Source organism: Bacteroidota bacterium (assembly GCA_035506275.1).
Taxonomy (GTDB): domain Bacteria; phylum Bacteroidota; class Ignavibacteria; order UBA10030; family UBA8401; genus JAGVPT01.
This window is the reverse complement of the sequence record DATJPT010000014.1, coordinates 15,611-33,841: the sequence shown is the minus strand read 5'-3', so window position 1 is coordinate 33,841 and position 18,231 is coordinate 15,611. Positions and strand designations below refer to the sequence as shown.

21 protein-coding genes are annotated in these 18,231 nt (G+C 44.8%); 12 read left to right on the top strand and 9 right to left on the bottom strand.

Features of this window, described 5'->3' with window-relative positions:
- The first annotated feature begins 147 nt into the window (after window positions 1–147).
- The 10 genes from VMF88_10610 to VMF88_10565 all read left to right on the top strand — a co-directional run bounded on the left by VMF88_10610 (window position 148) and on the right by VMF88_10565 (window position 7,811).
- Window positions 148–444, top strand: coding sequence for a hypothetical protein (locus VMF88_10610; GenBank protein ID HTY11512.1), 297 nt, complete (start codon window positions 148–150; stop codon window positions 442–444).
- Entirely contained in the window at window positions 434–1,045 is a 612-nt protein-coding gene (locus VMF88_10605; protein HTY11511.1) for a tetratricopeptide repeat protein, read from the top strand. The genes VMF88_10610 and VMF88_10605 overlap by 11 nt, the downstream gene beginning before the upstream one ends.
- 230 nt (window positions 1,046–1,275) lie before the next feature.
- Complete coding sequence (locus VMF88_10600; protein ID HTY11510.1) at window positions 1,276–1,746, top strand: hypothetical protein; 471 nt, start codon at window positions 1,276–1,278, stop codon at window positions 1,744–1,746.
- Window positions 1,747–1,989: 243 nt separating this feature from the next.
- Window positions 1,990–2,703 (top strand): hypothetical protein, encoded by a 714-nt coding sequence (locus tag VMF88_10595; protein ID HTY11509.1) that lies wholly within the window; start codon window positions 1,990–1,992, stop codon window positions 2,701–2,703.
- A 219-nt stretch (window positions 2,704–2,922) separates the two neighbouring features.
- Entirely contained in the window at window positions 2,923–3,687 is a 765-nt protein-coding gene (locus VMF88_10590; protein HTY11508.1) for a hypothetical protein, read from the top strand.
- A 213-nt stretch (window positions 3,688–3,900) separates the two neighbouring features.
- A complete protein-coding gene (locus tag VMF88_10585; GenBank protein ID HTY11507.1) occupies window positions 3,901–4,302 on the top strand; it encodes a hypothetical protein in 402 nt (133 codons plus the stop codon).
- Window positions 4,303–4,531: 229 nt separating this feature from the next.
- Window positions 4,532–5,242, top strand: a complete 711-nt coding sequence (locus VMF88_10580; GenBank protein ID HTY11506.1) for a hypothetical protein — start codon at window positions 4,532–4,534, stop codon at window positions 5,240–5,242.
- A 244-nt stretch (window positions 5,243–5,486) separates the two neighbouring features.
- A complete protein-coding gene (locus tag VMF88_10575; protein ID HTY11505.1) occupies window positions 5,487–6,179 on the top strand; it encodes a hypothetical protein in 693 nt (230 codons plus the stop codon).
- Window positions 6,180–6,221: 42 nt separating this feature from the next.
- Entirely contained in the window at window positions 6,222–7,079 is an 858-nt protein-coding gene (locus VMF88_10570) for a hypothetical protein (protein ID HTY11504.1), read from the top strand.
- 201 nt (window positions 7,080–7,280) lie between these two features.
- Window positions 7,281–7,811, top strand: a complete 531-nt coding sequence (locus VMF88_10565) for a hypothetical protein (GenBank protein HTY11503.1) — start codon at window positions 7,281–7,283, stop codon at window positions 7,809–7,811.
- A gap of 95 nt (window positions 7,812–7,906) precedes the next feature.
- Here VMF88_10565 and VMF88_10560 read toward each other — a convergent pair whose 3' ends face one another.
- From VMF88_10560 to VMF88_10535, 6 genes are all read right to left on the bottom strand, one after another.
- Window positions 7,907–9,499 (bottom strand): SAM-dependent DNA methyltransferase, encoded by a 1,593-nt coding sequence (locus VMF88_10560; protein HTY11502.1) that lies wholly within the window; start codon window positions 9,497–9,499, stop codon window positions 7,907–7,909.
- A gap of 2 nt (window positions 9,500–9,501) precedes the next feature.
- Complete coding sequence (locus tag VMF88_10555) at window positions 9,502–10,464, bottom strand: XamI family restriction endonuclease (protein HTY11501.1); 963 nt, start codon at window positions 10,462–10,464, stop codon at window positions 9,502–9,504.
- 166 nt (window positions 10,465–10,630) lie between these two features.
- Window positions 10,631–11,017 (bottom strand): DUF6527 family protein, encoded by a 387-nt coding sequence (locus VMF88_10550; GenBank protein HTY11500.1) that lies wholly within the window; start codon window positions 11,015–11,017, stop codon window positions 10,631–10,633.
- Window positions 11,014–12,195, bottom strand: coding sequence for a ThiF family adenylyltransferase (locus VMF88_10545; protein ID HTY11499.1), 1,182 nt, complete (start codon window positions 12,193–12,195; stop codon window positions 11,014–11,016). Before VMF88_10545 ends, VMF88_10550 begins: the two co-directional genes overlap by 4 nt.
- Window positions 12,170–12,484 carry a multiubiquitin domain-containing protein gene (locus tag VMF88_10540; GenBank protein HTY11498.1) on the bottom strand — a complete coding sequence of 105 codons (315 nt, stop codon included), beginning with the start codon at window positions 12,482–12,484 and terminating at the stop codon, window positions 12,170–12,172. The genes VMF88_10545 and VMF88_10540 overlap by 26 nt, the downstream gene beginning before the upstream one ends.
- A 12-nt stretch (window positions 12,485–12,496) precedes the next feature.
- The gene (locus VMF88_10535) at window positions 12,497–13,153 is read right to left on the bottom strand and encodes a S24 family peptidase (protein ID HTY11497.1); all 657 of its coding nucleotides are present in this window, start codon (window positions 13,151–13,153) and stop codon (window positions 12,497–12,499) included.
- 193 nt (window positions 13,154–13,346) lie between these two features.
- Between VMF88_10535 and VMF88_10530 the strand changes: the two genes are divergently transcribed.
- Both VMF88_10530 and VMF88_10525 read left to right on the top strand, forming a co-directional pair.
- A complete protein-coding gene (locus VMF88_10530) occupies window positions 13,347–13,604 on the top strand; it encodes a hypothetical protein (protein ID HTY11496.1) in 258 nt (85 codons plus the stop codon).
- A complete protein-coding gene (locus VMF88_10525; protein ID HTY11495.1) occupies window positions 13,580–15,421 on the top strand; it encodes a recombinase family protein in 1,842 nt (613 codons plus the stop codon). Before VMF88_10530 ends, VMF88_10525 begins: the two co-directional genes overlap by 25 nt.
- A gap of 277 nt (window positions 15,422–15,698) precedes the next feature.
- Here the strand turns inward: VMF88_10525 and VMF88_10520 are convergent, their stop codons facing one another.
- The 3 genes from VMF88_10520 to VMF88_10510 are packed head-to-tail and all read right to left on the bottom strand — an operon-like array spanning window position 15,699 to window position 18,201.
- On the bottom strand, window positions 15,699–16,565 hold the full coding sequence (locus VMF88_10520; protein HTY11494.1) for a GNAT family N-acetyltransferase: 867 nt from the start codon (window positions 16,563–16,565) through the stop codon (window positions 15,699–15,701).
- On the bottom strand, window positions 16,562–17,113 hold the full coding sequence (locus tag VMF88_10515) for an LOG family protein (GenBank protein HTY11493.1): 552 nt from the start codon (window positions 17,111–17,113) through the stop codon (window positions 16,562–16,564). Before VMF88_10515 ends, VMF88_10520 begins: the two co-directional genes overlap by 4 nt.
- A complete protein-coding gene (locus VMF88_10510; protein ID HTY11492.1) occupies window positions 17,110–18,201 on the bottom strand; it encodes a DegT/DnrJ/EryC1/StrS family aminotransferase in 1,092 nt (363 codons plus the stop codon). The genes VMF88_10515 and VMF88_10510 overlap by 4 nt, the downstream gene beginning before the upstream one ends.
- Window positions 18,202–18,231 lie beyond the last annotated feature (30 nt).

The window sequence follows — 18,231 nt, the reverse complement described above, 5'->3', positions numbered from 1 at the left end:
ATTCTATTATCTATCCTACAGGGAGCAATATATCACACTAAAAACCAGCGCATACCTGCATATGCAATCTAATCATAGTTAGGGCACACGGAGGCTGAATACAGAGATTGATCACCATGATTAAATATTCTCATCAGAGTGAGCAAAATGGCCGAACAAGATGATCTTGATAAGAAAGTAGAAGCCATCGGTAAACTGCTTAAGATGTTTAAGATGGAAAGAATCGTGTATTTGATCGTCACTATCGTTTCCTTTTGTTCTCTCTTAGGATGTGCGATCTATTTAATTTATTCAAAAGGCCAGGAGGAGATCCCTTCAATAATCGGAATGTTCGGCTCATCTGGGGGAATTGCCTTTACTAGCGGAAGGCTACTCAAAATGTGGAGTGACGCCCTCCAGCTCTTAAACCCCGTGGGCAGAAAGGATACGAATCATGGACGATGAATTGCTCAAACTCAAAAAGAACTCAAGAATAGGCGCTCTAGTAACTTCATTGGGCGTAATAGCGATGTTGATCTCTTTCATTTCTCTGATATGGTGGAATCACACTAGGCAAGTAGAGGTCAACAAAGTGATCAATGAAGATAAGAACCATTTCGCCGTGGCTTCTATCCTTCGCGATTCCGTATCATTGCTCCTTAAGGAAAATGAAAGGGAACGGATCTCCACAGAGTTCCTGAACAATGGAATCGCATATGCTGAAACAGGAAAACGGAAACAAGCTATAGACTCTTACACAAAGGCAATCCAACTAGATTCCTCAAGTTCAACTGCCTACAATTTGAGAGGCTACTTGTACTACAAGAACAAGAATCTACCATCAGCCTTGGCTGACCTTCAGCGCTCTGTCCAACTAGATTCGACCAATATATGGGCCCACTATAATCTCGCTTTGGCCTATTGGAGTTCTGGTTTTCAGCAAAGTGCGATCTCGGAGGTGGCAAAAGTTATTCAAATTGATGACGACTTTAAATCCATTATTCGAGAAGATAGTCAATTTAAGGCTTTTAGAAAATCGCCGACATTTATGGAAATTCTCCACTAGTTAAATTTCTCATATGGTGCGCCCTAACCCGTCGCTCAAGTGGCGCTCTACGCCATGGTGCTTCAAGCACTCACTGACAGAACCAGCCGTCGATAATTCAATGCGCGCGAAACAACCTGTTACTTGTTGGACATGACTCGTCTCGCGCGGACTGAATTCTGTCGCTGCGGCGCTTCGCCGCCGCAGCATAGCTCCGGTCCGTTAGGCAGCCCCAAAAAACATTGTGCCATATGGATGAATCAAATTTCAATAAACAAATAACAATAGTCCGAACCATTGTCGGTGCCATTCTATGTCTTTCTTCGATAGCTTTCCTATGGAAAGGTATTTCTGGTACAGGGGAGATTGGACTCAATTTTGAATTCTTTGGCGGGAAGTTTTCGACGACATCAGCCGGTTTTGCCTTGCTTGTTGCCGGAGTAATTCTCTTACTGCCTCGCCGTCTTCCGGAAGATAAGAGTACGTTTGAGCAACAAAGTCTCGCAACAATCATTATCGGAATCGTATTCTATATTTTTGTCGGCCTGCTACCTGTCTTCGCTTGGATAGGGATTACAATTTATCTTCACTACGAAAGTCCTGGGGATCTCAAGACATACTTCCCTATCTTTGGACAGCTTGCTTTAATGTCTGAGATTCCATTATTCTTTTGGGTAGTCGAAAAAGTGTCTATGCTTCTTCATAATCCGAATAAGAGATAGCTTGTATCATACCGATGGGCTGCCTAACCAGCGGCTCAAGTCACGCAAAGCGTGATGGCGAAAAGCGCTCACTGACGGAACCAGCCGTTGGCGATTTCGCCGCGCGCCTGAAAAATTTATTTAGGGAAATGGCGATGTCTGCCGCGCGTATATTCTACATGGAACTGGCTGCACGTTGCCGCAGCTTAGCTGCGGTCCGTTAGGCGGTTGCACTCAAAACATATAGACGGAACCATGATCTCTATGCTTGAAATACCACGCCGATTCATTTACCTTGACGAAGAAGGAATCCGAAGCCTCTACGCTCAAATTGAGCAAGGGGTTCCAGTAGAAATTACAAAGGGAGAAGGCAAACAAAGTGCAGGCAAGCTGGGTGCAAAAATAGGTTTAGCAAAAGCACTCGGTACGCTCTTCCGACTTTTGGAACTTGATGGCACTGGGGAGTTCACAAAATCAAAATCTATAAATGAGAGTGTCCGGATTGAAATTAAAGCGGAAAATCTTTTGGGTGGGCTCGTAAACAAACTCTCTTCTATTTCTCCTCCTAGTCTATTTGATAATCTCGGCGAGGCATCTAAAGCAACTAAATTGTCAGATGGTCCCGTATATATTCTTGTTAAATCCACTTTCGACGCTCCCCAGTTTTATGGCGACCGACGACGAGCTATCGAAAATATCAATTCCGTTGGTTATGTCTACTTTGAAAAAGACAAGAAACTTGACAACTACAAATATTCTGACAATTATTTCAAAGAAATTAAGGTCCCATTAGCTATGGCTGCAAGCATTTCTAAATTTCCTAGTAGCGAAGGGAGTCTTCACTCTTTTTCGCGTCACGAAGCATTCTTTTTTTCCGGATATTCAGGTGAAAATATTCCGTTGAACGTTTTCGGAATACTTTTTCCAATACCCAAAATAGAATCGTTTCAAATCAAGCCATACGCTATTTGGATCTAGGTGCAACCGCCTAACCAGTCGCTCAAGTCACGCAAAGCGTGATGGCGAAAAGCGCTCACTGACCGAACCAGCCGTCGACGATTTCGCCGCGCGATAGTACGCTGGAAAAGATATGATCAACGGATACGTCCGCGCAACGAGCTACCTTGCGGCGGCTTTTTGCCGCCGCAGCTTAACTCCGGTTCGTTAGGCAGCAGAACCCAAATATTTCGAGAACCCATGAACCTCTTCGGCATTGTACCATTGACAATTTCTTATATAGCGTTGCTTGCGATTGTGATCTCTTACCCGAGCTATGCTTCAAATCAATACGCACAGAACAAGGCATTTGCTGTTCTCTACATTAATCTTTGCCTTGCTGTCTACTTCTTCAGCAAACCATTATTGAATGGCAGTGTATACCTTACCATCGATCCTGTCGTTGCCCGAAATTGGAATATCGCATTTTTGATAATTGCTCTGTCGAGCGCAATTGAAATCTTCCTCGTCACGACGATTCCGCACCTATTTTACAATTCTCTCCTGACGTCTTTAGCCAATTTACTATCAAGTGTCAGCGTCATGCGCTTTATGGGCTTTGGCATAATCAATGTAGTGTGGTCTGTCATTTTCACCGGAACACTGTGCGGTTATCTTCTCGCACAGTTTTTCTTCGCCGACATAAAAAATCAAGTCGCTGTTTGCCAGAGACTATCAGAGTTCCAAAAGAAGCGAGACTACATTTCTTATCTTAAATCAGAAGTTGACAAATATCTAAAAATAACTGTGCAAGCCTACTTGGGTCTGGCTGCCTCCATTGGTGTCAGCATGACAATCCTCTTCAAGGCGGGTGCTGAAGCATGGACACAGTTCGATTACCAGGTCACGGCCGTCCTTATGGTACTGGCGTTCTTGTTGGTTTCGGTCGGTGCCTTGTTTGCGGTGGCCAAGCCTTATCTCGAAATCACGGAGGACATTTCAAGCATCTACAAGAACATGTACTAGCCGGTGCACAACACTTAATTCGAGCCGCTGCCTAACCAGCAGCTCAAGCTGACGGAACCAGCGGCCAGCTCTTCGCCGCGCGCGAAAATAGTTTTTGAGGGAAAAGGCGACGTCTGCCGCGCGTATATTTTACATGGAACTGGCTGCACCGCGCCGCAGCTTAGCTCCGGTTCGTTAGGCGCAAAACAAAAAAACATTTTACGGGAGGTTCTGATGGCAGCTGAAATAATCATCGCAGGCATATCGGCTACAATGCAAGCCGTTGATCTTTGGGCTACTCTAAGAGATAGAAAGAAAGCCAACAATGCATTTAAAGAAACATATCCAAAGATCAACTCTGACCGGCAGTTACAATTGGAGGCAACGCAACTTGAAAATTTAGTGCCAGTCGATGTGCTTAATAACATGCAGGTGCGTGTTGAGCGTTGTTGGACTAGCTATAATGATGTGCTTGTGGATGAAGACGGCTATCTTCCTAATGAAGTTGATAGCGCTACTGTAGCTGTTAAGAAATGCATTTGTCGAGAACTTCGCAGAATACGGGACCTTAATGGATCGATTCCGCCCGGAATTCTCTCTAAATGGTGGGATAAATATTGCATGAATCAACCATGATCAATATTTTGCGCACTAACCGGTATTCAAGCGGGCGGAAACAGCCGTAGACAATTTCGTCGCGCGTTGTTGGCCGGATTTAGCACTTCTGGCTGGAAGGTCTCCGCAACGAACTAACTGGTGGCAGCCGTTCACCGCCGCAGCTTTGCTCCGGTCTGTTATACCGCTTGCGCTTCTACAAAACCGCAGGCGGCTCGGTAAAGAAACCATACTTACAGACGATTAATCCATGCCTCCTAATCTAGAAGCTAAGATTGAGCTAAATTTCTTCTACGTGCACTACAGAGATGCGGAAAAATTCTTGGAACTTGCTGAAGAAGAATTCACAAAAGATCAAAAAGGGAAGCTAATTTCCTATTTTGCACGGCATTGCCTTCTTTCTACTGTTTTTGCCAGTGAGGCGTTGATCAATAAGGTTTATTCCGAATTCTACATTGGCAAAGTTGGTGATGACACTTTCAAAGCCATTGATAAACTAAGCCTTCCAGAAAAGTGGTTATTGGCTCCAAAATTCTGCGGGGTGGAAGTCTCGACCAAAGGTTTTGATAAAGCTGGAAATGTATTTCAAACTTTCGTTGAACTTGTAAGAATTAGGAATTCATGGGTACATCCAAAAACCGGAATTTATCTGGATGCGCAACGCCTTGGACTTTATATTTCTTCAGAAGATGACTATGCTCCCGACCTTAAAGTGTTACATGGGAAAAATTACTGGCCACATACACAAATCCCTTTTAATCCGTTTGAACTGAGTCCTAAACACGCGAAATTAGTTTTTCAAAATCTCAATGACCTGATTCAGCAACTTTTGGTGATCTTTGACAAAGTGTTCGATGAAGAGTGGATGGAAAAGCTCACTTTTCAGATCGGTGACCAGTTGGTAAAGAATCATATGAAAGTTCATTGGCTTCGTGGTGGCGGGTACACACCGACACCGTAGATGATAACAAAGTAAGCGCTAGCGGAATAACCAATCCCTCAAGTCACGCTAAAGGCGGATGGCGCTTTTGGAGCTCACTGACGGAACCAGCCGTCGGCGATCTTGTGCGCGCAAATGGGAGTTACTATCGGACATGACATACCACGCACGGAATGACTACCGCGGCGACGTTGCACGTCGCCGCAGCTTAGCTCCGGTCCGTTAGGCGGCGAGATTCATGCAATTAATTCGGAGGACTGTCTTTATGTCGAATCGATCAATTAGCGAACAGATTAATACTTGGGTTCAGACACTTGGAATTATTGTCGCTGGCATATGGGCTGCATCGATATTTTTGTACAAAGAGTATAACGAGCCAGCGAATATCACTGCGCACCTCGAGTTGAAAAAAATTGGAGCCTATCCACTGAAAACTAACGGTCAATCGACCTCCGTTCTTATCGTAGAAATGAAAGCCTCAATTAAGAATCCCAGCTCGCGCCGAGTAGAGCTCCTCCCAAGTGTCTGGGCGGCCTACGGACGTGATGTTGAATATGATCAGAATCGGGACGACAAATCTTTTATTTATATGGCCGATTCCGCTCTCGCCAAGCCCCTTGGAATTATGGAAAGAGGGTTTACTGGAAAACATCGAACTCTTTTGTCTACTGGCAGACTCTTTACGGATTGGTATCTTGACCCTAACGAAGAGAGTGAGCAAACTCAAATTCTCCGAATACCATCAAACACTTTTGAGGAACTTGACGTCGATGCCTTCTTCCCCACTGCAGTACACAAGAATGCCCTGGACATGAAATGGAGCATAGATTCAATTCGAATCAAACCAACTCTCCTCCATTTTGGGAATGAAGTCGATACATCTAAGGTCGATGCCTTTAGGGAGAAACCTTATGTCTACCAATATTTAACGACAAGAAATCAACTGTATTTGCGTTAATCTCGCCGCCGCAGCTTAACCGCGGTACGTTAGGGCGCACAAATGACAGCATTTAACTCACAACTAGAAACCGCTCAAAGAAACGCTCTGAGTTTTCCCCAGCTTAATCAAATTTTAGATTGGGGAAGCATTCGAGCGCAGTTATCCAATGGAATCATCGACTTATCCCTAAGTCACAAAAATCGCCCATTCAACTTGCTTGAAGCTCTCTTAGTTGCCACAAGCGATTTCCCGCCCTCGGCTTACGATCCCCGAACGAATCTAAGAAATATCGAAGCGAGCCTAACTAGAATTTTGCCAATGCTGACTGAGAATGACAAAAAGGAAATAAGTCATAAACTTTCAAATATTGGTAGCACTTCATTCTGGGACACCGCATCAGAGCTCTGGTTCGCGGCTCGATTAAAAAAGGCCAACTTAAATATAAAATTTGATTTTCCCTTACAGAAGCCAAGCAAAGGGCTCTCACCTCCAAACGCTGATGTTGCCATTATTGATGCAAATGATCAACCTATTTGGCTCCTTGATTGTACCACACCAACTCTGGAATTAGAAGAGTGCAAAAACCTGAAGTTAGTGCCAAGCCAAGGTGCTTATCTATCTGATGATCATGAAGAAGCTATTAAATGCTTAATCGCAATTATCAAGAATAAATTCCAGAAGAAGTTCGAACCACACCTATTAAACTATCCAAATGCACATTTTGGCATTATTGTTCTTCTTACAAAAGCAGATGATATAAGTGCGCATTTCTTCACATTAAATATCCTGAAGCAATTACCTGTTCGGACTAGTCCGAAGACTTTCCATCCGAGATTAAAATTTGCAGTTGCCGGCAGGTTTCAAGAAGCTTGCAATGAAATTCAATTTGCTCAATTGTTATTACACCAACCACCATGACGTGTGTGCGCCCTAACCAGTCGCTCAAGTCACGCAAAGCGTGATGGCGAAAAGCGCTCACTGACCGAACCAGCTGTCGACGATTTCGCCGGGCGTTGTGGGACGGACTTAGAAGCACCCTACTGGAACGTCCGCGCAACGAGCTACCTTGTCGCGGCTGGTCGTCGCAGCAGCTTATCTCCGGTCCGTTAGGCGCCTAAAATGACTAAATCTAAAATTCCAGAATTTGACAGAAATGGCTGGCCGCTTCCCAATGAATTCCTTATGGAGTTGGGACGCATTGCTACAATGTGGGCATATCTTGAATCTTCCCTAGATATGAATATTTCCAAACTCGCTGGCTCTGAATCTTTGACTGATATGAGGAATTTTATTTTGATAACACACGCAAATTTCCCACAAAAACTTGACATGTTATCATCGCTTTGTGAATACTTGATACCACAATTTCCAAGATTAAAAATGTACCCTGAGACAATTGTTGAACTAAAGAAGGCTCAAAAATTGCGCAATCGTTATTTGCACAATGGAATGACAATAAATGAACAAACTGGAAAAATTGAGATGGGTGTTGGTACTGCAAGAGGAAAATTGAAAACGTCTGTAGAAGTTGTGACACTTGATGAGTTGAAAATTGTGCCGATAGAAATTAATTCTGCATTGAGAAGCCTTCATCATTTAATTACCGGGAAGAAGTATCCGCCGATTTGGGAACTGCGAGGCGGCACTTAACCAGTCGCTCAAGCAACCGGAAATTATTGCTCGTTTTGCAACGTGCGACAGTTAAATAGAGAGTCAATCAGGAAAGACGATAAGGTTAATGAGCCTCAGAGAAATGGCTGAGATAAGAAATACGCAGAACTTGAGTGTCGGAAACGCGAGCGAAGCTCGGGAAGTGATTCAAGAATGCCGTCTGCGGACGCATTTCCGAGTTCCTTCGGTTCCATTTTATGCAGCCCTCCGCCATAGACACGGCCTTCAGCGACCAAGGATTCCGAAGAAATGCTATTTAATCGCTTCCAGATTTCCTTCACGAGGGCCGGACGCTCATCAATCAATTTCGACAGCCAGGGTTTAGGATAGAGAAACAGATACACGTTTGCTGCTGTCGCCTTTGAAGTATTGAGGATGAATCTGAAGGGACTCCCGTTCGGCGAATCGTGCCTCCCCATGTACGTGCAGAGAAAGGGAGAAGCCGGTCGATCCTCCTGCCCATACCAAGGCGTCCGGTGCTGGCAAAGATAACCGTCGCGGATTCCCTGCCCGATTCCAGATTCCAGATATTTCCAGAGAGAAGAAAATTCTCGTTTGACCTGACTTGGCGGAAGTTTACATGAGAGTAAGAAGCGGGGCTTTTCCGTGATCGGGTTTCCTTTCTTGTCCGCCTTGATGATATCTGTCTTCAGGTAACGGGGACTCGGCAAAATCGGTATGAGGAACTTCGACGGAAGGTCATATTTCTTTGCATCTTCCGGGGTCAAGATGAAAAATTCATTCGCCCCCGTCGCCAATCCCCGCTTCACGTCGAAGAGATCAGACAGTCTCACCTTCGCATCAGCACTCGTCGAATGACCGTTCGTGAATCTCGTCCATTTTGGAACTCGCAGAATTTCGGCGACCGGCACCTGCCGTGAGACGCGCGGCGATGCGAGCGTTCCGCCGAAGGTGAATTCGACGGTATGATTATTCGGAGGCGGCGTTTTCCTGAACCAGATCACGGCCGAGGAGACGAGCGCATCGTCGAACTGTGATTCATTAGGATCGAAGCGATGGATACGGGCAAGAGTCACCTTCCGCAGGAGATACTCCTTCACAACGCCCCCATAGTTCACATCCATGAACTCGCTGGGAACAAGCCAACATCCAGTGCCGTTGTCCGCAAGCCAATTGTGGGCGTAGATGAGGAAATAACAATAGAGTCCGGAGAGACCGTTGACTTTCAAACCGATCGATTTGCCAATGCTCCTGCCCATCTCCTCCTTCTGCTCAGCGGAAAGATGATGATGCCGGACATAAGGGGGGTTGCATACGATGAGATTGGCCTTTCCGCTGTCTGTCCCAGGAATTTTCACACGGAAGAAATCGCCTATCTCCAGATCCAGGGGCAAATCGGTCCAAAGCCTTTCTGCCTCGCCCCCGTAATGGGAATCTATTTCAAATCCACACGCTGATTCGATACGCGCCGCCCGGAACGTCCGCAACAACGCGGAATAGAAAGCACCGGTCCCGAAAGCGGGATCAAGGAAACGCACTTTTTCATCCGAGCCAAAGTACTTCCGTGTCTCATCAAGGATAGCGAGCGCAAGGTGCGGTGGGGTCGCAAACTGGCCGAGCTTGTTCCTCTCCGTTTGTGTCTTGGCGCTGTCAAGCGTTACCTGAGAGCGGATGCGCAATGCCTCTATGGTATCATTTTTTTGCATATTTAAAGTCCCAACTTCGCGAGATCTTCCATCCGATGTTCCCATACCCAGTCGATCCCTTCCGCGGCTTCGTAACCGAGGTAACCACTGTCAAAATAACCGCAGAGGAACAGAATAAATTGGACTCCTTTGCCGTATGTTGCCCGTAACTGAGCCACCTTCATCGCCTCTTCTTTTCGCCTTTTGTTTGTGTTAGCGAAATCGCCCGCTGATTTTGCTTCAACAAGAATGGGTAAATGGCTTTTCGGGCCCTTGAGCGGCTTGATAATAATATCGATGGGTATGTTGACTTGCTCACTGCGACCGGTTTGCTTCACCTGAACGTTAAAACGGAACGAGAATGTCCCAGGTTCCATACTCTCCATCTTCAATCCATGACGAAAGTCAATATATCGATAGCCCCGATCCTCAAGCCATTTCTTCACTGAGGCGAGCTGCCGTTTCTCCTGAGCATTGCGGATTATTGGGTCCGCAACAGCGCCGCATAACCTATCAGCCACGACCGTAGAAGCGCGGTAAACTTCATCTTTGGTAGGCTTACTTTTAGATCTTAACCAAGTGAAAATATCCTCATCGGCCAATTCCGAGATTACAGAACCGATTTTCCGCAACTCGGCAGCCACTTCAGACGTTTTCATTTGAGGGGGAATCCTATTATCCGATTCCATGCTTTTGACTAGGTTCGGAGACACCTGGGCCAAACCGATCAACCGGTCACGTGCAATTGGTGGGGCCGTCGCCATCCTCAAGATAGGAAGAACGGACGGATCGTCTTTGAGAATCTCCGGCCTGATATCGAGAAGGTTGTCCGTTGATTGCAGGGCTGACTCTACTTGCTTCGTTGTCTCGACCCGTGTCTTCCGGTACGCCTCCGGAGCGAAGCGCATAAACCATCGGTTGTAAAAATCAACAGACAAGGTGATGTCTGACTTCCAATTTTGTGGTTTATCCGAGTTGATTGGCATTCTCTTTTTTGAATTATATCACAGAAGTATTTCCTTGACACACAAGAATGAGTGTTTTGATAGTAACGTCAAATTGTCCAAGCTACATAGTTGGATGGTTTTGCTGAACGTGAATTATTTCGAATCGACCATAAAATCTATGATAACTTCTTCAGAAATAAAACATCTATTTTCTCATAAAGAGGTCTATGAAAGATTGCCGATTCTTGCCCTTGTAATATTCCTTTTTATCGAATTCCTCTTTCTTCTTCCCGGACTGAATCTCTTTTTTTGTCCATTTCGGGGCCCATTTAACTTTATCATTGATAATCCAATAATGAGATTGGCATTCGAAGCTCCAGTTCCCTATGGATGGATGTAAAGAAATAGTTTCCCCATCGAATGTCAGTCTCCAGTCTGTCGGACTGAGCGGAGTAACAACTTTATTGCCGCAACCACAACAACAGTTATGAACTGCTGTGGCATACTTTATTGAAACGTAAACCACGCCCTCCTCTCGATTATTCGGGATGAGCTCAACAAATTCATGACGAACGTCATTTCTTCGCTTCATTGGACATCCTCACTTACCAATAAATTAAATGCAATAGTATAGGTGGAAAGTTGTTCATGTTCATCGTCCAGGTAAAAACCGCGCAACTTCTTCCATTTGATAACAGCCAGACAAGCGTTGAGAGCATTCAAATCAGCAATTTGTATATTCTTATCATATTCATTAAGAGCATCATCGTCTGATAAGGGTATGTTCTCACGCGCGGACTCGCGTCGTCCAGGGAGACTTGTTGTGACCCGGAGCTTGCCTCCGAGGGCATCGCCGCGCTTGTATAGACCTATTCCCACATCAATGAACGGGATGAAAAACTCCTCAAGCTTATCCACGATCAATTTCTTAACCTGCCCGCGATCGATGCAAAGAAATACAAAGGTCATGTCGCGCAAGGAGTCGACATTGGATGAGTTAATATCGGCATTATGTATCGTGATATGCCGATGCATCTTAGAATATCGACTGCTATGATGATCTACTTTCAGCGGTTGTTCTCGCAACTCTTCAACGGAGGGTGCCCCTGGAGCCCTGAAGGCATTGTGAGTTGAAAACTTATCTGCGTCAAACATATGAATTTCCCTTACGGGTGTCTTAGCTATCAGATCAAGAACGTACGATCCTGTTCCACCAAGGCCAATTATAGCTATTTTATCAGCGGCTAATTTTTTTGAGATGATATTTATCTCGGCGCGGGCAGATGCGGTATCGAGATAATTGAATGGGTAATCGGGGTCCTCGGGTTCGACCACCTGGAAAGTCAATGCTGTAGCATTCGGATCAATTGCATTTGCCTCACGAGAAATCAAAGAAACATACGTCAATACTTTCTCATGATAGTCCGCGTATTGCCTACCCACTGGCTTTCGAGAAAAAGTGTGATTTATCTCGAGTCCTTCTTCAAGTTTTGTGGCAGTGCTATTCAACCTCAATTCTTCCATTGCGGTACCGTCGGCATGGCAAGGGAACTCCCCACAGAACATCATCTTATGATCTTGTGGGGAAGCAGTTCGGTCCCCTGCTAAATCTAGGGGAGATACAAGTATCCCTTGGCAGATCATTTTAGCAGCGTTGACATACGGAACATCTCGTATGACTAAATAGCCCCCATTGCTGACGGAAATGTTGTGACCTGATTCACGTAACTTCAACAGGTCAGGACTAAGATTTATTTGTAGGAGTGACATCGAACCTGGTCCCGTCTTTGACCTCGACCTTACCGCCTAAATGAAGTTGCCCCTGGTGTGGTTCACTCGCCGCATCCTTAAAAGTGATACTGTAATCCTTATCTGGGATTTGTCGCGGGGGCGGGAACGCCTCGTTCAGTACTTCAACAAATGTTAATTCCTGCTTCGATACCGTTTTCTGTTCACCGTTTACAACGATGACATACTCCTTGTGTTTTTTTTGATCTTCCATATTGTTCTCGGGTTGATTGGTTTGTTCGGAACTCGACCTTTTTTGTTCATCAGCCATTTTATTATCCTCCTATTCAGATTGTAGTTTTGGCCTTTTGATAATCTGCACAACCTTTCCGTTTATCATATAATTATCGTCTTTGTGAATATAAATAGGCGGAAAATTCTGCGTCGAATCGGAAGCTAGAACAATATTTCCGTCCTCGTCACGGTAAAACTTCTTAATGTTTGACGCACCATCAATAATGGAGAGGACTATGTCACCATTCCGCGGCGTCTTGTATTCGTAGTCTATAATGGCATAATCACCATCCTCGATCCGTTTTCCATCAATATTAACCCGGTTCATGGATGGTCCATCCACTTTCAATGCAAAAAGATGTCGCGATCCCCGATGGTTGAGCAAAGAATCCGATATTCTTAGGAAGCCTTCGATATTCTGTTCGGCTATGGCCGCGGCCGGTCCTGCGTTCGTCGTCCCTAATATCGGAATCGCAACGAGCCGGGTTTTAGCGTGAGAGTTTCCGATCCAAGATGTCTTGGTCTTTTGGACGATTCCTTTGATCTTATCTATTTGAATAAGCCCGCGCTTCTCGAGTTGTTGCATATGGTGCTTGATCTTTTGGGGAGAAGTCTCCCCCACCATTTCGGCTATCTCGCGAAGGGTAGACTGGCCCAGGTTTTTCTCCTGTGCCAACTTAAAAAGTTTCTTCTGTATCTCATGCATAATGGTTTTAATATAAATGATTGCTTTTTAAAAAGCAAGCATAAAGCTTGACAGACCGTAAGCACAAATCATCAACTGGTTCAACAGAAATCATAGTTTTCAACAGGAAACATTTGGTAATAATGCTTCAAACAGCATATTCTCCCTTCTTCATACACGCTTTCTTTCTGCAAAACTAAAAGAAACACGTCGTATGATTTCCTCCAAACGATTGGAACAGTTGAAAATTCTCTTTCAGGAAGACGGCATCGACGCTTCAGATGAAGCCTTGGTACAAACCGGGCAATGGCTTCTTGAACGGGCAAAAACCGCTTGTGCCTTTATACCTTCTGATAAGCAGTCTATTTTCCAAAATATCGTTGAAGAAATGGAGGTTTTTAGGGGCCTTCACAAAAAGGAAACGGTACGGGATAATCCCAAAAACACATGCAGGGAGACATCAAACAACTAAGAATAATCCGCTATCGCCGCAAGTCCACCGAAGGAGACGAACGGCAGATCGCTTCGTTGGGGGATCAGGCCAACGCCCTCGACGAACTCATCGCGCGTCTGGATATCGTGAATACTCAGATTCATGCCGACGTGGAAGAATCCAAGAGCGCAAAAGCGCCCGGAAGGCACCAATTCAACGCCGAGGTGCTGAAACCCATTGAAGAAGGAAAAGCCAACGCGATCATGTGCTGGCATGCGGACAGACTTTCAAGAAATGCCATCGACACCGCCGCGCTCGTGCAGTTGATGGACACCGGCAAGCTTCATGCCGTCATCACCAACCAGCAGATGTTTTGGAACACTCCGATGGACAAGTTCATGCTGGCATTGCTATGCGGTCAGGCAAAGCTTGAGAATGACAACAAAGGAGTCAACGTCAAACGAGGGCTTGCCGGAAAAATAAGGAAAGGATGGCGGCCGGGCAGAGCACCTATCGGTTATCTCAACAGCAAGATAAAGGAAAAAGGCGACCGGGACATTATTATAGATGCAGAGCGTTTTCCTTTGGTCCGGAAACTATGGGATACATTCCTAACCGGAAAATACTCTGTGCGACAGGTACAACATATTGCGGCGCAGGAGATACGATTAAGGACTCTGGCCACAAAGAAACTCGGAGGCAAACCACTTTCACTTTCCCATATCTATAAAATACTGACCGATCCCTTTTACTACGGTCCTTACTGGTGGAAAAGTGATACGGGAGGATATGAACTGAGAAAAGGCATCCATACGCCGATGATTACCGAGGAAGAATATCGATTGGCGCAAGCTATCCTGGGACATCGGGAGAAACCTCAGCCCAAAAAACACCTCTTTGCTTTCACCCAGCTCATCCGTTGCGGAGCGTGTGGTTCTTCCGTCGCCGCCGAGGAAAAATGGCAGATCATCTGCGGGGTATGCAAAAAGAAGTTTGCCTCGCAGAATCGCGAGGAGTGCCCCTTCTGCAAAACCGCTATCAATAAGATGCCTTCCAAGAAGGTGCTTCACTACGTCTATTACCACTGCTCGAAAAAAAAGGATATCCATTGCACGCAGAACGGGGTGCGGATTGAAGAGATCGAGAATCAAATTGACCAAACGCTCAAACGATTTTCCATCAAAGAGAAGTACATGGAGTGGGCGATCAAAACTTTGCAGGAAGACCTCAAACAGGACGTTTCCACAAACGTGTTGATCAATGGCAATAAGGAAAAGGAAAAAGCGAAGCTTAAAGAAGAGATCTCGGAACTGAACCGATTTATCATCAAACAGGAAAACCAGGGCTGGACTTTAATGAAAAAAGAAGATGCCCTAATAGAACGAAACCGGTTGGAATCAGAAATGAATGCTTTGGAAGGAAGAACGAAATCCGCCTTGAATAACGGCTTCGACTCATCCTCACGATTTATCGATTACACTTGCCATGCTCGGTTTTTGTTCAAGGAGGGAACGATTGAACAGAAGAGATCAATATTTGAGGCATTAGGTTCGAACATAACCTTGAAGGATAAAAAACTCAGCATTGACTTCGTTTATCCGCTGACGGAGATCCGACACATGATTGAAATTGCGCCAGAGATTTTTGAACGGTTCGAACCTACGAATACGCCAGATACAACAACGACAATTATACCTTTTTCAGAAAATATTCCTGCCCTGCGGCGGGGGATGAACGCTATTAGAACCTATTTTATGACACCGGAGAACCAGTTTCAGTTTTCGTATGATAAAGATAGCAAAGTCGTGAAGAAGAGGCAGGTCAGAACCCCACCCTACCCCGGTAGAGGACGTTAGAACTTTTCATTGGGATGAGGCGTTTGAAGATCCTCGTTTGAAGAACAAGGCGCCTCCGGGAAATAGAGCAATCGAAGGAACGAAATAAGCCGTGAGAACTGATCATATGCTTCTTCCCGTCTTATCTTCTCTTTGAACTCCTCTTTGTAGAGCCTGATAAACTCATCTAACGTTTCGTCGCTTATCTTCATAGGATAAGCCTAACGTACCGGTACCAGAAAGAAAGGTGGGAGAAAATGCCGGAAAGGGGAAGTTTACTAGATATCCTATAGATGAACTAGGATATTAGGAATCCTCTTAATTCGAAGTTTTTTACAACCCCATTCGCCCAATCATATTTGTATCGCTCCGCCCCTCGGCCGAAAGAAAAATATTCAAGGGCATCGTCGTTCGTAAAGTTATCCAGCATTGATGCAATGACAGATGTTCCAGAACCAGGGAATTTTTGATCATATATTGAATAATAATAGTGCGACACGGATGACGTTATAATATTCTGAATATAGGCGATGACGTTGCCATTGCCCGAAAGTATGTACGATCTAGAATAGCCACCTTTGTTTAGAAAGTTGAGATAGTTGAAAAAATCTGGTCCCCTGTTTTCTCCCCATCTCTCCTGATGGAAAAGAACGGCTTCTCGAGGAACTTCGTTAACAACCTCAATCTTCCATCCTCGATTTCCAATCAAGTTCAATTGTCTAGCGTAAGACCGTCGTAAGGTTACTAGATTTTCCTTTTTTATAAATGGAGAAATAGAATTCAAATTAATGTGAAAATCAAAATTAGGTAGGGCAACTCGAAATTTTTCTTGTAGCAGCGATGCTCCTTCTAGTGATAGTAATGATATTTTGATGTTATCGATGCGTTTTTCCTCTACCACCGAAGATAGGTTTCGTGCATCAAAGGTCTCAAAAAAATCACCGAAAAAGTGGTAATCTTTTTCATTGGAGCCCAATAAGCTTAAACCACGCTCGCCAACAGATGAGTTTAGTTTTAAAAACAAACTTTTGCCGCCTTCATTTTTTAACTCAACAATCAATTTGGTATCTGATACCTGGTCCTTAAAATAGGTATCGACGGCGCGTTGATGTTCGTCTTTTAGCGAAGATAATATAAAATCCCAGGAGCCAAGGCTGACCTTCATAGATTCTCTTTTTTCAACAAGACCTCGAGTTGATCGACGTGCTCAAAAGTATGGATAAACGACTGGGTCTCCACCTTTATGATTCCGGTCTTAACACCATACTCAATCTGGAGTAATAGTGGAGAATAAAACCGTTCGTGGTTATACAAAAATATTGGTACCACCGCTATCTCGCCAAGCGAGATACGAGCGATAATGTCGAATAATTCATCGAGGGTGCCGACTCCACCTGGATAACACAGAACGGCATCGGTGTTTGAAAGATAGCGTTTTCGTTCCGATAGTGAATCAACGATCACCTCTTTCGCTTTTTTAAAGATGAGTTCTGGGTGCTTTTCGATAAACCATCCCGGGAGGACACTCTCGACTTCCATATTATGACTTACACAACTTTCCGCAAATTCTCCCATAAAGCCGATATTGGTTCCACCAAACAAAACTCTCCGATAATATCTGCTCACAAGAGCGACGACGGAATTGATTTCCGGGGCAGGAATGGTGATATTTTCTTTTTCACGACCAGAACCAAAAAAAGTTATTGTTTTCATATGATGTTTTTGATGGTACCAATGATCTTGTCCGGATTAATTGTATCACGCATATACGTTCCTTCCGGTGTCGAATAATATTTATCGACAAATCCTGCTCCAATAGAATAAACGGTGCTCAATATTTTTTTCGCCTGTTCCAATGATCGCATACTAGCCGCATCGATAACCAGGTTTTTAAAATAAGGTATGTTTTCTATGTAATGCCAACCCGAATCAAGAAGGGACGGATATGCGATGCCCCTGCGAGATGAACGTATCAGGGCAGAATATGGAATATCCCCCGCGTGCATGGATAGGATATTAATTTTCGGAAAACTCTCGGTAGCGACTTTTATAAATGCAGCGTAATGCTCAAGAACGGCATATTTAGTCACAGGAAAACGAGCTAGTTGTGCGAGCGCTACCGCGCCGGTCATATCATTGACACGCAACGACCATCCTTTTTCATATGTCGCCTCGTCTACGTTCCTCTTTCCGTCCACGATTTCGCATCCCTGGTCATGTATATGGAGAACTTTCTTATATAGATCGGCGTCGTTGATAACAGAAAAACCACCGTCTCCAGTGCTTAGTATCTTATGGTGGTTGAGTGAACAGAAAGAAAAGATACCATAAGATCCTGCGTATCGTCCGCCCACTTTGACGCCAAATGATTGAGCAATGTCTTCGATACAATCGATGCCTTTCTCCTTGCACAAAGATGCAATTTCTCCAACCGATTGCTGGCCCCGTCCCATCAGATGCGGCGTTATTACCAGTACCGTATTTTTATTCATGAGATCCTTGATCGAGCCAACATTCACCTGTAGATTTTCATCAAAGGAACAAAAACGAATCTTCATGCGCTCAAAAAGAATAGCTGAATAATCGGCTACCCATGATAACGGCGACATAATGACCTCGCTGCCATCTTTGTATGCCCGGGCCTTCAAAAAGGAAGCTAGCGACATGGTCGCGGATGGCGACATCACGCAAGCACGGACATCCATCATCTCCTTTATTTGGTTTTCGAATACCCATGCATACGACACCCTCTTTTTCGCGGGGAAACGAAAGAGGCTTTGCGATCTTAAAGCCTCATCCACTAGGAGAGTCTCGATATCGCCGATATATGC

What these genes read in the sequence shown, in the direction of transcription:
- VMF88_10590 (HTY11508.1), top strand. Translation starts at nt 2,923, where the DNA reads ATGAACCTCTTCGGCATTGTACCATTGACAATTTCTTATATAGCGTTG.
- VMF88_10605 (HTY11511.1), top strand. Translation starts at nt 434, where the DNA reads ATGGACGATGAATTGCTCAAACTCAAAAAGAACTCAAGAATAGGCGCT.
- VMF88_10565 (HTY11503.1), top strand. Translation starts at nt 7,281, where the DNA reads ATGACTAAATCTAAAATTCCAGAATTTGACAGAAATGGCTGGCCGCTT.
- VMF88_10560 (HTY11502.1), bottom strand. Translation starts at nt 9,499, where the DNA reads ATGCAAAAAAATGATACCATAGAGGCATTGCGCATCCGCTCTCAGGTA.
- VMF88_10515 (HTY11493.1), bottom strand. Translation starts at nt 17,113, where the DNA reads ATGAAAACAATAACTTTTTTTGGTTCTGGTCGTGAAAAAGAAAATATC.
- VMF88_10550 (HTY11500.1), bottom strand. Translation starts at nt 11,017, where the DNA reads ATGAAGCGAAGAAATGACGTTCGTCATGAATTTGTTGAGCTCATCCCG.
- VMF88_10525 (HTY11495.1), top strand. Translation starts at nt 13,580, where the DNA reads ATGCAGGGAGACATCAAACAACTAAGAATAATCCGCTATCGCCGCAAG.
- VMF88_10600 (HTY11510.1), top strand. Translation starts at nt 1,276, where the DNA reads ATGGATGAATCAAATTTCAATAAACAAATAACAATAGTCCGAACCATT.
- VMF88_10520 (HTY11494.1), bottom strand. Translation starts at nt 16,565, where the DNA reads ATGAAGGTCAGCCTTGGCTCCTGGGATTTTATATTATCTTCGCTAAAA.
- VMF88_10585 (HTY11507.1), top strand. Translation starts at nt 3,901, where the DNA reads ATGGCAGCTGAAATAATCATCGCAGGCATATCGGCTACAATGCAAGCC.
- VMF88_10540 (HTY11498.1), bottom strand. Translation starts at nt 12,484, where the DNA reads ATGGCTGATGAACAAAAAAGGTCGAGTTCCGAACAAACCAATCAACCC.
- VMF88_10595 (HTY11509.1), top strand. Translation starts at nt 1,990, where the DNA reads ATGCTTGAAATACCACGCCGATTCATTTACCTTGACGAAGAAGGAATC.
- VMF88_10580 (HTY11506.1), top strand. Translation starts at nt 4,532, where the DNA reads ATGCCTCCTAATCTAGAAGCTAAGATTGAGCTAAATTTCTTCTACGTG.
- VMF88_10535 (HTY11497.1), bottom strand. Translation starts at nt 13,153, where the DNA reads ATGCATGAGATACAGAAGAAACTTTTTAAGTTGGCACAGGAGAAAAAC.
- VMF88_10555 (HTY11501.1), bottom strand. Translation starts at nt 10,464, where the DNA reads ATGCCAATCAACTCGGATAAACCACAAAATTGGAAGTCAGACATCACC.
- VMF88_10575 (HTY11505.1), top strand. Translation starts at nt 5,487, where the DNA reads ATGTCGAATCGATCAATTAGCGAACAGATTAATACTTGGGTTCAGACA.
- VMF88_10570 (HTY11504.1), top strand. Translation starts at nt 6,222, where the DNA reads ATGACAGCATTTAACTCACAACTAGAAACCGCTCAAAGAAACGCTCTG.
- VMF88_10545 (HTY11499.1), bottom strand. Translation starts at nt 12,195, where the DNA reads ATGTCACTCCTACAAATAAATCTTAGTCCTGACCTGTTGAAGTTACGT.
- VMF88_10610 (HTY11512.1), top strand. Translation starts at nt 148, where the DNA reads ATGGCCGAACAAGATGATCTTGATAAGAAAGTAGAAGCCATCGGTAAA.
- VMF88_10530 (HTY11496.1), top strand. Translation starts at nt 13,347, where the DNA reads ATGATTTCCTCCAAACGATTGGAACAGTTGAAAATTCTCTTTCAGGAA.